The sequence below is a fragment of the Nonlabens tegetincola genome (assembly GCF_002117085.1).
GTDB classification, from domain to species: Bacteria; Bacteroidota; Bacteroidia; order Flavobacteriales; family Flavobacteriaceae; genus Nonlabens; species Nonlabens tegetincola.
In genome coordinates, this window is the sequence record NZ_CP019342.1 from 1,180,975 (window position 1) to 1,193,936 (window position 12,962).

A 12,962-nucleotide genomic window follows, 5' to 3' on the forward strand; every position below is an offset into this window, starting at 1 on the left:
GTTTTAGTTATATTTGAGAAAACAAAACACTAACTAAACCAACAGATACCGTACACTTTAGAAGGCAAAGCATTCTGCGTGAACTCGCGATAAGCTGTGTGTGTTGTACGTCATTTGAGAAATGAAGAAAATTTTCAAAATCATTCTTATTATTTTAGTTACTATCTTATTGATTTTTAAAATCGGAAAGTGGACTGGAATTTTGCAAAACTTCAGCATTACTTCATCCAGTAATGAACCAACTCTAAATGTTGGCGATTGGGTTTTCGGAACAAACCTAATCAAACCTAAACGATTTGATTTCATTCTTTATGAACCAACTGAAAATGAAATTGCTAATGGGACTTGGACTCATAGACTATGTGGAATCGAAAATGATACTATTCTAATAAAAAATGGAGTTCTTTTTGTAAATGGAACGAACGTTGACCAAAATTTGAAATTAAAACACTCTTATAAAACAAGTTTCAACAAACTAAATGAGATAAAAGAAAAAATTGAGATTAATGAATATAATTATTATCCAATAAATAAAGATTCTATTATCATTCAACTAACCGAAAAAGAGGCTAAAAAATTTGCAGTTGTAAATCGATTTTACAAAATGGAAATTGACAATGAAATTCAAAAGATTTACAAAAAAGAGTGGAATGAAGACAATTTCGGTCCTTTAATTATTCCTAAAGATTATTTTTTTGTTCTTGGTGATAATAGAAATTATAGTATGGATTCAAGATTTTTGGGATTAGTACCAACTAAAAATCTGAAAGGAAAATTAATATTGAAATAAAAAAGCCGTACAACAATGTATAACAGCAATTACGGTGGATTCCGACTTAGTCCGAATCCACTCGGTAATTACTGACGTCTGTACTTTATCCGAAAATACCTGCTAATTTATCCCGTATCTAACGGTTATATCTAACATTACCTATAAGCTGAACTAAAGCATTTCACCTCTCGCAGGATAGCCTGACTGAACAATATAATCAACCGCTTTTACAAAAGAAGGCAAATAAGGTCTTCCCCAAGGATTACTGTTTATTGCTGAATAATAAACTTCATTTTTACTATCAATTAAAAATAGCCCTGGTTCACTAAACTGACTTGGTTCACCATCTTTTACAGATGCACTTAAATACAAAGCCCAATTCCTTGCTGATTTTTCAGATAAACCATAGCCCAAAGTAAGATTAGATAATTCCCATTTTTGTTGAGAAAGAAGAGCTCTCTTTTCGGTATCCATACTTACAGCTACGACGTTAACGCCTCGTTGCTCAAATTGGGGTAACAACTCTTGTAATTGTTGCAAATACTTTTTACATAAAGGACAATGCAATCCTCGATAGAATACTAGTAACGTAAAGTTTTCAGGATTTTGATCTGCCAAATTCCATTGATTTCCATCTAATAATGAAAACCGTAATTCTGGGGCTTTACTTTTTGGAGTTGGTCTACTCATATTAAATACGTTAAAAGTTTGCCTTCAAATGATTTTCAAAACGATTAAAATCATTCTCTATTTCTGGATTTTTCATTACATCATATGCCATAAATGTGGGTAATGCTTCAAGACCAAACCATTTGAAATTAAGATGCATTGGTTTTAAAAGATCATCTTCACTTATTCCATTAAAAAATGTTTCATCTGGATTATTAAAAGCTTCTTTTGGTGCATTTGCTGTTACTGATATCATATACTTTCCCTTTAGCTTTCCTCCTAGTCCGTAATTCTTCTTTGGCGCTTCTTTACTTCTACCATCACCATCAGACATTTCGCCCATCATACCCATGGAAAATACTTCATCAATGTATTTTTTAAACGACCAACTTACGCTCATCCAGTTCAATGGTGTTTGAAAAAAGACTACATCTGCCCATTTGAATTTTTCAATTTCTTCATTGACATCATAATCATCTGCCATTGTGGTCTTCTTGATATTGTAACCATTGCTCTTAAAGTAGCTTTCCGCTTTTTCAATTAAAGCAGCGTTTAATTTTCCTTCTGAAAATGGATATTTTTGATGTCCGTTGATTATAAAAATATTTTTCATTTTAAATTTTTAATTACATTTGTTTCACAAAGAAACTAATAATGGTTTAATTTAGAAACTATTGTACCTCTATTTGAATAAATATGTGGTAACCAAAAAGTAACTAATGGCTAGAAAATATATAGACAATCCAAATGCTTGTTCCCTAGTTCATACGATGAACATAATTGGTAATAAATGGAAACCGATTATCATATATTTATTATCAAATGGATCTATGCGATTTGGAATGCTCAATACACTAATTCCAACAATTTCAAAAAAGGTCCTTACGAACCAATTGAAAGAATTGGAAAATGATGGATTACTATTAAGAAAGTCTTTTGCTGAAATTCCGCCAAGAGTTGAATATTCATTGACTGAAAAAGCGGTTGGACTTTTACCTGTTTTAAAAATGTTAAGCGATTGGGCAAATGAGTCGTATCCCGAAATGGACTTTGAACAATGTAGAATCATAGAGAATGAAAAAAGTCAGGCTATAACAGAGAATTGAGATAAAATACAACTCATTATAACACTTTTTAATTTCATTGAACTTTTGAATTACAGTGCATAACACAATCCTGATATCACTATTCAATAGGCTTATTTTCTCAATCCTCACACCCATTAAATTACTTGTGATTGGCTATATTTGAGAAAACAAAATGCTAACCAAACCAACAGCCACCGTACACTATAGAAGGCCTAGCATACTGCGTGAACTCGCCATAACCTGTGCGTGTTGTGGTTAATTTGAAAATGAACAGTCTTTTAAAACAAATATCAGAGAAAGCAATTGAGTTAGCTGATTTTGAGTTTACTCAAGAGCAGACTGAAAATAAATGGTTGGGAACTAAACCAGCATCTGAAACTGAAATAAAACTAACCGAAAAAAGACTTGGAATTGAATTTCCAGCTGACTTTAAAGAATTCTTGTCTTTAACAAACGGATTTTCTGCACCAAATAATATAGAGCCGACTTTTGAGCCAACTGGCAAAATTGACTATTTAAAAAACGTTGATAGTCACATAATTGAAGCTTACAGCATTGATGGAATTGAAAATATTGGAAAGGAACTGGAAAAAAGTATCCTTGTTGGCGGAATAAATGAAGAGCAATACTTTTTATTAATCCCATCTGACTTGAAAAGTGGAAAATGGAAATACTGGAAGTTTGCAAATTGGCATCCTGGAGAAGAAGAACACGAAAATTTGGAAAGTTATTTTAATGACGTATTGGAATTTATAAATGAACAACTTGAAACGGAATAAAAAACTATGCACAACACTGGCTAAACAATATTGCACGGTTCTTGCTCATCCGAAAATGCCTACTATATTTTCTTCTATTTAGGTATATTTGAGAAAACAAAATACTAACCTAACCTACTACTACCGTACACTTTAGAAGGCAGAGCTTTCTGCGTGAACTCGCCATAACCTGTGCGTGTTGTATACAATTTGAAAAATGTCGAAATCTATTCAAATTTTAATAATTATACTAACACTTTCTGCTTGCGGACGAAGTTCGGATGAAATGAAAACACCTATAAATGCGAATGAAAAGTTTGCAGAATTTATTGCAAAGGAAAAGTTCTTAGCTGAAAAACATTTTCCAGGAATTGCTGACGAAAAAATGCGCCCAATTAATACGGAAAAAATAAACCAAGTTGCGTCTGAATTTAAAATTCTTGCGGAATCTGATAATCCGACTGACGAAAAATATCAAGAAAAATTAGAATTGGACTTTCAAGGTTCTCGGACGTTTATATGGAGTTGGACACAGAAGACCGAGAAAGAGTCTGCACATACATTGAGGAGCTAATGGATATTGTCGAACTAAAAAGCTCAAATGGACTATTGAATAAATTTTTGTACGGTTTTGACCCAAATGAATTGATCAAAAAGAACTAAATGACTAATAAAGAAATTGAAACACTAGAATTATTCATTAATAGAACTTCTATGTGGATAAATCCAATTCATAAAAACACAATAACTTCATTTATTCACGGATTTGAAGCTGGTACAGATAAAAAGGCCTTCACTTCATTGCTAAAGGATTACCTTGAATCTGAACACAATATTAATGGCTCAAATCAAGGTTGGCCTAACCAAGTATTGTTATATGCGCAGAAATATGAATTAAGCTGGAGTAATGCATTCCTTGAATTGGGAATAACTATCATATCGAAATTAAAAACTGTAGCCAACAATGAACTAAGCTAAAACCAAGTGTTTTTTTGATTAATTTCTAGCATAATTTGGATCCTAACACAATCTTGATATCACTATTCATTATGCTTGTTTTCTCAGTCCTCACTCCTACTTTATTCGTATTGATTTAAGTATATTTGAGAAAACGAATAACTAACCAAACCAACAGCTACCGTACACTTTAGAAGGCCTAGCATTCTGCGTGAACTCGCCATAACCTGTGCGTGTTGTGGTGCATTACGAATGAACAGAACAATTAAAATATGTGATGAATGCGATAGTGAATACTATTCTGACACTTCAAAAATGACAACCTCAATGGAAAAAAACGCACCACAACACGGTGTATAAAACATAGCTAATAAGTACTTAATCTAAAGGTTTATGTACATTTAGAAAGTCCGCCAAATTTTTAATTTGGCTTTTTATAATAGAAAAATTAATAACAATATATAAAATTCCGCTCAGTTCTTATTCGAAAAGTCCGTACCTTTTTGCACGCTACGGGCCATAAACTTTACCGTTACCACACATTTGAGAAAAGCATCTTACATATTAATTACCATTGGTTTTATATTTATTTCGTGTCGTAATGATGAGCTAAAAGACAATGTTTGGATTGGAGAATACTCTACTAATGATGACCGAGAATACTACTTTTCTGAAGAAAACTTAATATCCTTCGAAAATGAGGAATGGGTTGCTAAAGGAGTATCGCTTAACTATGGTGAAGAGACACGATATGGAAATCAAGGAATGTTTTCCGAACAAATCGTTTTTAACGAAGACTGGACGGAGGAAGACCCAAGCGAAATTTATGATATCCAAACCGTTGGTGGAGACTCTCTTGTATTAAGGTCGCCTAATAGTGATAATTTCCATGTTTATAGAAAATTATCTGAAATAGCTAAACGTTCCGAGAACATCGACATTTCAGGAAAGCAATATGTTTGGAGTAATAATCATTTTACTGATACCATTTATTTTAAGGAAAACTTTGAAGTTCTAAGAAAGTCGAGTGTACAATTTAGTGCACCATGGCAACGAATTGAATTTAGCGGTTACGACATCCTCTTTATGTACGGAGACGTACCTTATGTCATTCAAAGAAAAGTCGGAGACACGATTTTTGCGAAAACATTTCACAAAGAAAACATCGAACATAAATTTATTGAACTTAATAAAAACGTGTGGTAACACGGGCTATACGCAATTGCTTGGTTCTTGCTCATACGAAAATGCCTGCTACGTATTTTCTAATTAAGTATCTTTGAGAAAACAATATACGAACCAAACCAACAACTACCGTACACTCTAGAAGGCGAAGCATTCTGCGTGAAATCGCCATAACCTGTGCGTATTAGCTAGAATTATGAAAAAACTCTTTCTATTATTTTTATCGGTTTTCATTATTTCTTGCTCTTCAAGTAAATTACCATTCGGAATAAGAAAATTATTTATCAATTAGATAATGAACTGAATGATACGACGAAGTATGACTTCAAAATCGCACCAGAACAAGTTGCAACCTTTAAATACGATTGGTCGTTCGGTTTACACACACCTAATGGGCACAATATCAAGGGCAAAAAAAGGCTTCTAAAACTATACTTTAAGCTGAATGGAGTGTCATCCCCATATCATATGAGCGAAATAATTCGTACAACATATCACAGACATCTGAATAACCAACCATTAAAATTTCGAGAACAAACCAAGTATTTTAAAAATATGAAAAATTACTAAAAAAGAATATGGATACTGCATTTGCTTGGGACGAACGAAATAAGCCTATAGAAAAATACAGAGAAGAAGAAAAAGATTATTTTAAGCTATATGCTAATGGAAGATTGGTTATCGGAACGACTTCAGCTTGGAAAAGATATAGTAAAAGTAGCAGTGCTAGTACTGATGTGGAATACACCGGTCGAGTTATAAACTTGAAAGAACGTAGTTTATACGTGGAGATTATCCAAGTTGAAAAACCAAAAGATGGATTTAAATTGAATCAGAAAGTTGGAGATACAATTCAAGAAAGTCCTTACAGCGTAGTTCTTATTCCAAGTGAACGAAAATAACTCTAGCTTTCAATGAACTAAGCAAAAAACCAAGCGTTTTTTCGATTAGTTTCTAGCATAATCTGGATAATAAAGCAATCCTGATTTCACTATTCAATAGGCTCATTTTCTCAATCCTCACTGCTACTTTATTAGTATGGAATTCAATATATTTGAGAAAACAAAATACTAACTAAACCAACAGCTACCGTACACTTTAGAAGGCTTAACATTCTGCGTGATCTCGCCATAACCTGTGCGTGTTGTAGTTAATAATCGAACGAAATAAATTACTTTGAATAAATACATATTACTCTTTTTATTGGCCTTAGTTACCTTGAGTTGCAGAACGATTCGTGATAATGGAGTTTATCAAACAACAAAGAAAGAAGGTTATTACCATTATGTTAGGTTTTACAAAGACTCAGTTGTTCTAACAGTTTCTTCATCTGGTGAACCGCACCATTTAAAAAAATGGTTTAATAAAGAAAAAGAAGATATTTCAAAAGGTACCTTTACTATAAAAAATGATAGCATATTTTTTAAGTCTTCATCCGAGAATGGAATTGTTGTTTACAAAGGGAGGATAAAACGGAATAAAATGAAATTATACTCTAAAAGTAAGATAAATGGTCATACATCAACACGAGAGTACCATTTTGAGAGGTTTAAATAATTACTACCTATAACAAGGTCTATTACTCATACCTCTGAATACACTAACATTTATATATCTTTAATTTTTATAAATTTTGAGTAACTCACTCCTACTTCAAAGTCGGTACGAGTCATACACGAGTACGTTGTAGGCAATTTTAAACACAACAAAAGCCAATATTTACTAATTGATAATCATAGTTCCCTAAGTCATTATTAATTCTGATAGCTAAAAAAAATACATTTGAGCAAAATCTATAAATGAAGTCGTTTTTACTAAGCTTACTGGCAATATTCTTTGGTATATACCAAAGCCCAAAAATCTATAAATCTAAAAATTATCGGCGAACAATAACTGTTATAAATGACACTATCTTATCTTATTCAGAAATTAATGGATGTTTTGGTAACTCAGACACTCTGAATTATAAGAACATCAATGGAAAATTTATTGTAAGAGGAAACCCAAATACAAAAAAATCCGGATTGTTTTCTCTTTCAACGGATTTAAGTGGTTCAGAGTTGAAAATAAGCACAGACAGTATTGTTATTGTCAAAACAGGAGAAATACTTTATGATGTAAATTATTTGACAAAAGAGGCTGAAAAACAATTTCAAAATTTTTACATCATAATTGAAAATAAGAAGATTTTTGTCACCTCAAAAAATTATGATGAAATATTCACAGACATCGATTTACAAAACTATATCCTAAAGGAATTGAAAAAAGCGAGTGCGAAGAGACGCTACGGAATTGATAAAAGATATAGAACTCTTAAACTGGAGCGGAAATAAATTTCCTACAACACTGGCTATACGCAATTGCTCGGTTGTTGCTCATCCGAAAATGCCTGCTATGTATTTTCTAATTAAGTATATTTGAGAAAACTAAGTACTAACCAAACCAGCAGCTACCGTACACTCTAGAATGCTGAGCATTCTGCGTGAACTCGCCATAACCTGTGCGTGTTACCTGCAAGCTTCAAAAACTTATGAGAAAAACATTAACCTTTTTACTTATAATATTAGTCAATACTGCTTACGCTCAGCTCGAATTTGAGGAGTTAAAGCAAAAGATATCTGCTTACGAAACGGTTCAAGAATTTGACAGTTTGATAACGTCGAAATATCTTAAAAAGATGAACGCGTTTTTAGTTTACTATGAGTTTAAAAGACCGGTAGATCGTGGATATCAACAAAATCGAATAACTATCGATGATTATATTAAAATAAACTTCGTTAGCAAAAACGGAAAAGTAATGTTTGGGTGGATTTCGAAATTTGACTCTTATAACGAAAGGATAAAACACACAGAGGAAATTAAACCTGCGGAAAACAAAATTAAATCATACATTAAAATACATAATTCACTTTATAATTCTCAATTAACTGAAAAGGAATTAAAAACTCAAATATTGGCTGAATATGTAGTAGGCTTTGGTTGCGGTTATAGTGGAAATTATATTTCAGATGAATCTTCCAAAATGATGAAATATGTTAAGCGAAAAGACATTAAGAGTTTGAATAAATGGTTGACCGCATTTTCACCAGAACTTCAAGTTTTAGGCACAATTGGTCTTATACAACTTGGGGTAGTAAATGAAGAGCAACGTCAAATAATTGAGCGATTGAAAACAAGAAACTCAACGATTTCAAATTGTATGGGATGCATATATTCATATAATACTGAATTCAAAAAATTGATTGAAATACATACCGATTAAGCCAGCAGCTAACCATGAACTAAGCTAAAAACCAAGTGTTTTTTTGATTAATTTCTAGCATAATTCGAATCCTAACACAATCCTGATTTTACCATTAAATAGGCTCATTTTCTCAGTCCGCGCTCCTATTATTTTCTTCTATTTAGGTATATTTGAGAAAACAAAGTACTAATCAAACCAACAGCTACCGTACACTATAGAATACAACGCTTTCTGCGTGAACTCGCCATAACCTATGCGTGTTAGCTACAAGTCAAGCAGAATGAACATAGATGAACTTGCCATAAAAGAACGGAACCTTTATTCGAGTATGAAAGAGCTTGGGGGAACTATTGAAGAAAAGTCTGACAAAGCTGTCTATTTCGGAATAACTAAAAAGTATCGAGAAATCCATCAGGAATATTCAAGATTAGCAAAAAGTGATTTAGAAGCACTGAAGAGAGGATTGTTTCTTACATGGTATTCAATAGCCGAGCCAACTTATTTAACCGGAATTGCAGAACTTGATGAGGAATCTGAAGAAAGAATAATCAAGGTTCTAGATAGAAGACTTAAAATAAATAATACTGATTTCGAACTTGATTGGATGTTGGATTACTACTCGGATTGGGATTACGTATTTGAAAGGTTTACTGATTTCAAAAACTTTCAAAACAGATTGAAAAGTAAATCGAAAACTGAATTGCCCAATGAAATAGACAGAATTACAATGGAACAAAGAGGACAAATGGGAGTTTATTGGAATTCACTGACAAGATTTAATAAATAAAACCAGTAGCTAAAAAGGTTTAAACTGCATTAAAACTACAGTTTATACTAGACCATTTTAGTCATTTGAAAAAAACGAGATCACTAAATGTTTTTAGGCTTACAACTACTTTTCCTACTTCTAATTTCACCCATAATAATTGGTGTTTTTATTTATGGTTTAAAAAGAAAAACAGAATCTAGCGGAAAATTAATTCTAACTCTTTATGCAATTGGTTTTAGTTCAATCTTATTACTCTGGATTATTGGAACATTAAATCAGAAAAAAATATTGGAAAAATCAGATTTTTATGGCGAATATATAATTGACCGAGATTATTTTTCTGGAAAACAAGCTGATTGGCAATACAATAACTTCCGATTTGAAATAAAAGAAAATGATTCGATTTACTTTTACATCACAAACGGAAAATTAATAAAAGAAAGCTACAAAGGCACAATATCAACGGTAGCACCATACCAATCTGCAAGACTGAAGATAAGAATGGACTTACCAACTCATCACGTATTGAATAGTAATCCAACAATATATCGTGAATCTTGGGGTTTTTATATGGTATTTAATTCACCCAAATTTCATAATATGTATTTTCGAAAAGGCGAATGGAAAGAAATTAAATAAACTTTATAAATGCATTCTGAATTGTATAAACTGATTGAAAATGAGTAGGTCAATAAAGAAAACGAAAATACACGGAATTACATCTGCTAAATCTGAAAAAGAAAATAAGCAAGATGCGAACAGAAAATTTCGTAGAATAATAAAACAAAAGGTTAAAGCAGATAAAACTGAATTACCAAAGTTGCGCGAAATTTCAAATGTCTGGAGCTTCAATAAAGACGGAAAATATTATAATCCTGAAATGACTAATAAAGATATGCGTAAATAAAAACGCATCACTATAATGAACTAAGCTAAAACCAAGCGTTATTTTGATTAGTTTCTAGCATAATTTGGATTCTAACACAATCCTAGTATCACTATTCAATAGGCTCATTTTCTTAGTCTTCACTCCTACTTTATTAATATGGCATTCAATATCTTTGAGAAAACGAATAACTAACCAAACCAACAGCTACCGTAAACTTAAGATGGCTTAGCTTTCTGCGTGAACTCGCCATAACCTGTGAGTGTTAGAGTGCATTTGAAAACGATAATGAGAATACTAATCACAATATTGACTTTTAGCCTTCTGACTGCATTTCAAGACGGACAAGAAAAGACGATTCTGAACTTCGCGAATTATCAGACAGAATTTGAAATTATCAAGACTTTTAAGACGGGCTATTTTGTAAACTCACTTGAAAATCAACAACTACACGACCAGATATTTGAAATAGCAATTAAAGCTAAAAAGTCGCATTCGAACAAAAACAGTTATGACAAAACCGTTTACACTCGAATTCAAATGTGGCAGTTTGACTTTGAGACAAAAGAAAAACGAAATCAAGCGACCGATTCACTCTTGAACTGCTTCCCAAATGACTGTGCGAAAATCAAAAGACAGATTGAAAAAGGGATAAAGATCACTCCATCAATTTGGATTTTTACCGACAAAACAATTTATATCGCCAAGACAGCGTGTGAACAAGTTGACGAGAAATGGACTGAATTTAAAAGAGAATTTTCAGAATCGCTCGCAGACAACTACTCAGACATAATTGTGACTGAATGTGGTAAACTGACATGGACAACAAAAGAAAAAATAAAAAACGCAACCTAACAATGAACTAAGCTAAAACCAAGTGCTTTTATAGTAAGTTTCTGGCATAATTCGAACCCTAACATAATTCTGATTTCATTAATCAATATGCCTGTTTTCTCAATCCTTACACCTACTATATATTTTTTAATTAAGTATCTTTGAGAAAACGAATAACTAACCAAACCAACAGCTACCGTACACTTTAGAACGCTTTCTGCGTGAACTCGCCATAACCTGTGCGTGTTGCCTGCAAGCTGAATCAAACAATGAAAACTTTCAATATAATTACATCAGTTATTCTTTCAATTCTGATTTTATGCATTGCATTTTTGATTCCAGAATATGAAAGTATTCAAGTTGACCCAATGGGAGATGGACAATCTGGTATTGGAAAAGGAGTTATCGGACTATTAATATTAGGATTGGGAATTTTGAGCCTAATTTTTGTATTAATTTTTATCCTTCTTTTAATAATTCGAGCTACAAACCGAAATATTTGGAGTTATATAAATTTGATAGCATCATTATTAATTTCAGTTTTTACTTACAAATATTTTTTTACTTGAAAAGAAATAAATATTCGGACTTATGTAAAGTCAAATAATAAAACAGGTGTTTACTTCTTGAGCATTGAAGGCGGGAAAAAATTATCTTGTAAAGTCGCAAAAAGTATTTCGGAACTTCCGTATAGATTTTCAAAGATTAAGCGGACTGACAAAAAATATCAATCACAAAATTCTGAATTTAAAGACAATTTAAATATTGAATTTAAAATTGGTAAGGAACTGACCGAGAAAACGGAACAGGACAAATGGTTAACTGAAAGATATGCTCTTTTCCAAGACACAGACGATTCGATAAACGAATTTGAAATCCATCATTTGGAATGGCAAATTAATGAAATTGATATACAAAAATTGGAATTGAATTATCCAAGATTTTAAAAATTAATAAATGGACGACCAAGCAAAATTCATTATTCGAAAGGAGTAAAAGTTTTGGCTTGGGGAAAGAATAAAAAAGAAAAAACTGGCTACAATACCGTATAATTCATTGCTAGTACTCGCCTTTTTACGAAAGTCCTTGCTGACTTTCTATCTGTGATTTATTTGCTAAATTTATTGTTTAAACACAACGAAATCATACACTAGACCGTTGTAACACATTTGACCAAATCAAGAAAATGCGAGAGTTTAAAGATTGGAAAGAGTTTATTACCCGAGTTCTAATTAACAGCGGACAATTTGAAAAACCAGTTATTGAATTCAAAGGAGAAGTGGAAATTGAAACTTATAAATTGACTGACAAAAATTCTCTCACTGAAATCCGAGTTGGATATTTTTTACAAGAAAACAAACTGATTTATCTTCATATTTTCAATCCGACAGTTCCAGGTTATAATAAATATGTTGAAGACGAGTATTTTATTATTATGATTTTGACGATAAAAATAGTTATGGAGACCCAGCTCTGGATTTTAATAAACAGAATGTAGACGGAGTACTCTCTATACTCAAAAACGGATTAAAAGGAAAAGAGATTCAGTTTGTGAAGAACGACAGAATTTTAAAATCCATACTTTATATACATGGAGTAAATCCTAAATTCAACTTTTCATTTTCCTATGATTTTACAAATCGAGGATTTTGGAATAAAATATTCGGACAGAAAATTGACAAAATGAACGGAGTTGAAAAACGTGAAATAGAACTGAATTCAATATTTAATGGAATATAAAAAACGTTTTACAACACTGTATAACCGTAACTGACGGTTATACGAAGCCGTTACCACACA

At 32.1% G+C, this 12,962-nt stretch carries 19 protein-coding genes and 1 pseudogene; 18 read left to right on the plus strand and 2 right to left on the minus strand.

Annotated features, from left to right (window positions below):
- Positions 1–121 precede the first annotated feature (121 nt).
- Positions 122–790 carry a signal peptidase I gene (gene lepB, locus BST91_RS05600; protein WP_085774775.1) on the plus strand — a complete coding sequence of 223 codons (669 nt, stop codon included), beginning with the start codon at positions 122–124 and terminating at the stop codon, positions 788–790.
- A 153-nt stretch (positions 791–943) separates the two neighbouring features.
- Here lepB and BST91_RS05605 read toward each other — a convergent pair whose 3' ends face one another.
- Positions 944–1,462 carry a redoxin domain-containing protein gene (locus BST91_RS05605; protein WP_085774776.1) on the minus strand — a complete coding sequence of 173 codons (519 nt, stop codon included), beginning with the start codon at positions 1,460–1,462 and terminating at the stop codon, positions 944–946.
- A 10-nt stretch (positions 1,463–1,472) separates the two neighbouring features.
- A complete protein-coding gene (locus tag BST91_RS05610) occupies positions 1,473–2,054 on the minus strand; it encodes an NAD(P)H-dependent oxidoreductase (RefSeq protein ID WP_085774777.1) in 582 nt (193 codons plus the stop codon).
- A 106-nt stretch (positions 2,055–2,160) separates the two neighbouring features.
- On the opposite strand from BST91_RS05610, the gene BST91_RS05615 reads away from it, so the two are divergent.
- From BST91_RS05615 to BST91_RS13070, 17 genes and pseudogenes are all read left to right on the plus strand, one after another.
- Positions 2,161–2,547 (plus strand): winged helix-turn-helix transcriptional regulator, encoded by a 387-nt coding sequence (locus tag BST91_RS05615; protein ID WP_085774778.1) that lies wholly within the window; start codon positions 2,161–2,163, stop codon positions 2,545–2,547.
- 248 nt (positions 2,548–2,795) lie between these two features.
- The gene (locus BST91_RS05620; protein ID WP_085774779.1) at positions 2,796–3,308 is read left to right on the plus strand and encodes an SMI1/KNR4 family protein; all 513 of its coding nucleotides are present in this window, start codon (positions 2,796–2,798) and stop codon (positions 3,306–3,308) included.
- A gap of 265 nt (positions 3,309–3,573) precedes the next feature.
- A pseudogene (locus BST91_RS05625) lies at positions 3,574–3,950 on the plus strand (DUF4844 domain-containing protein).
- A complete protein-coding gene (locus tag BST91_RS05630; protein ID WP_042279129.1) occupies positions 3,951–4,265 on the plus strand; it encodes a hypothetical protein in 315 nt (104 codons plus the stop codon).
- Positions 4,266–4,787: 522 nt separating this feature from the next.
- Positions 4,788–5,450 carry a hypothetical protein gene (locus tag BST91_RS05635; protein ID WP_085774780.1) on the plus strand — a complete coding sequence of 221 codons (663 nt, stop codon included), beginning with the start codon at positions 4,788–4,790 and terminating at the stop codon, positions 5,448–5,450.
- A gap of 309 nt (positions 5,451–5,759) precedes the next feature.
- On the plus strand, positions 5,760–5,999 hold the full coding sequence (locus BST91_RS13535) for a DUF6794 domain-containing protein (RefSeq protein ID WP_394335652.1): 240 nt from the start codon (positions 5,760–5,762) through the stop codon (positions 5,997–5,999).
- Positions 6,000–6,007: 8 nt separating this feature from the next.
- Positions 6,008–6,331, plus strand: coding sequence for a hypothetical protein (locus BST91_RS05640; protein WP_085774781.1), 324 nt, complete (start codon positions 6,008–6,010; stop codon positions 6,329–6,331).
- Between the two features lie 274 nt (positions 6,332–6,605).
- A complete protein-coding gene (locus BST91_RS05645; RefSeq protein WP_157546902.1) occupies positions 6,606–6,986 on the plus strand; it encodes a hypothetical protein in 381 nt (126 codons plus the stop codon).
- Positions 6,987–7,228: 242 nt separating this feature from the next.
- A complete protein-coding gene (locus tag BST91_RS05650) occupies positions 7,229–7,762 on the plus strand; it encodes a hypothetical protein (protein WP_085774783.1) in 534 nt (177 codons plus the stop codon).
- Positions 7,763–7,959: 197 nt separating this feature from the next.
- On the plus strand, positions 7,960–8,691 hold the full coding sequence (locus BST91_RS05655; protein ID WP_085774784.1) for a hypothetical protein: 732 nt from the start codon (positions 7,960–7,962) through the stop codon (positions 8,689–8,691).
- 262 nt (positions 8,692–8,953) lie between these two features.
- The gene (locus tag BST91_RS05660; RefSeq protein ID WP_157546903.1) at positions 8,954–9,460 is read left to right on the plus strand and encodes a hypothetical protein; all 507 of its coding nucleotides are present in this window, start codon (positions 8,954–8,956) and stop codon (positions 9,458–9,460) included.
- 87 nt (positions 9,461–9,547) lie between these two features.
- Positions 9,548–10,081: a hypothetical protein gene (locus BST91_RS05665; protein ID WP_042279137.1), complete on the plus strand. Its 534-nt coding sequence runs from the start codon at positions 9,548–9,550 to the stop codon at positions 10,079–10,081.
- A 40-nt stretch (positions 10,082–10,121) separates the two neighbouring features.
- Positions 10,122–10,349: a hypothetical protein gene (locus BST91_RS05670; protein WP_085774786.1), complete on the plus strand. Its 228-nt coding sequence runs from the start codon at positions 10,122–10,124 to the stop codon at positions 10,347–10,349.
- A gap of 267 nt (positions 10,350–10,616) precedes the next feature.
- Positions 10,617–11,183, plus strand: coding sequence for a hypothetical protein (locus BST91_RS05675; RefSeq protein WP_085774787.1), 567 nt, complete (start codon positions 10,617–10,619; stop codon positions 11,181–11,183).
- A gap of 605 nt (positions 11,184–11,788) precedes the next feature.
- Entirely contained in the window at positions 11,789–12,109 is a 321-nt protein-coding gene (locus BST91_RS05685) for a DUF2071 domain-containing protein (RefSeq protein WP_244895696.1), read from the plus strand.
- Positions 12,110–12,348: 239 nt separating this feature from the next.
- Positions 12,349–12,660, plus strand: coding sequence for a hypothetical protein (locus BST91_RS05690; RefSeq protein WP_085774789.1), 312 nt, complete (start codon positions 12,349–12,351; stop codon positions 12,658–12,660).
- Positions 12,661–12,713: 53 nt separating this feature from the next.
- Positions 12,714–12,902, plus strand: coding sequence for a hypothetical protein (locus BST91_RS13070; RefSeq protein ID WP_157546904.1), 189 nt, complete (start codon positions 12,714–12,716; stop codon positions 12,900–12,902).
- Positions 12,903–12,962: the final 60 nt, after the last annotated feature.

What these genes read in the sequence shown, in the direction of transcription:
- lepB (WP_085774775.1), top strand. Translation starts at nt 122, where the DNA reads ATGAAGAAAATTTTCAAAATCATTCTTATTATTTTAGTTACTATCTTA.
- BST91_RS05605 (WP_085774776.1), bottom strand. Translation starts at nt 1,462, where the DNA reads ATGAGTAGACCAACTCCAAAAAGTAAAGCCCCAGAATTACGGTTTTCA.
- BST91_RS05610 (WP_085774777.1), bottom strand. Translation starts at nt 2,054, where the DNA reads ATGAAAAATATTTTTATAATCAACGGACATCAAAAATATCCATTTTCA.
- BST91_RS05615 (WP_085774778.1), top strand. Translation starts at nt 2,161, where the DNA reads ATGGCTAGAAAATATATAGACAATCCAAATGCTTGTTCCCTAGTTCAT.
- BST91_RS05620 (WP_085774779.1), top strand. Translation starts at nt 2,796, where the DNA reads ATGAACAGTCTTTTAAAACAAATATCAGAGAAAGCAATTGAGTTAGCT.
- BST91_RS05630 (WP_042279129.1), top strand. Translation starts at nt 3,951, where the DNA reads ATGACTAATAAAGAAATTGAAACACTAGAATTATTCATTAATAGAACT.
- BST91_RS05640 (WP_085774781.1), top strand. Translation starts at nt 6,008, where the DNA reads ATGGATACTGCATTTGCTTGGGACGAACGAAATAAGCCTATAGAAAAA.
- BST91_RS05650 (WP_085774783.1), top strand. Translation starts at nt 7,229, where the DNA reads ATGAAGTCGTTTTTACTAAGCTTACTGGCAATATTCTTTGGTATATAC.
- BST91_RS05655 (WP_085774784.1), top strand. Translation starts at nt 7,960, where the DNA reads ATGAGAAAAACATTAACCTTTTTACTTATAATATTAGTCAATACTGCT.
- BST91_RS05660 (WP_157546903.1), top strand. Translation starts at nt 8,954, where the DNA reads ATGAACATAGATGAACTTGCCATAAAAGAACGGAACCTTTATTCGAGT.
- BST91_RS05665 (WP_042279137.1), top strand. Translation starts at nt 9,548, where the DNA reads ATGTTTTTAGGCTTACAACTACTTTTCCTACTTCTAATTTCACCCATA.
- BST91_RS05670 (WP_085774786.1), top strand. Translation starts at nt 10,122, where the DNA reads ATGAGTAGGTCAATAAAGAAAACGAAAATACACGGAATTACATCTGCT.
- BST91_RS05675 (WP_085774787.1), top strand. Translation starts at nt 10,617, where the DNA reads ATGAGAATACTAATCACAATATTGACTTTTAGCCTTCTGACTGCATTT.
- BST91_RS05690 (WP_085774789.1), top strand. Translation starts at nt 12,349, where the DNA reads ATGCGAGAGTTTAAAGATTGGAAAGAGTTTATTACCCGAGTTCTAATT.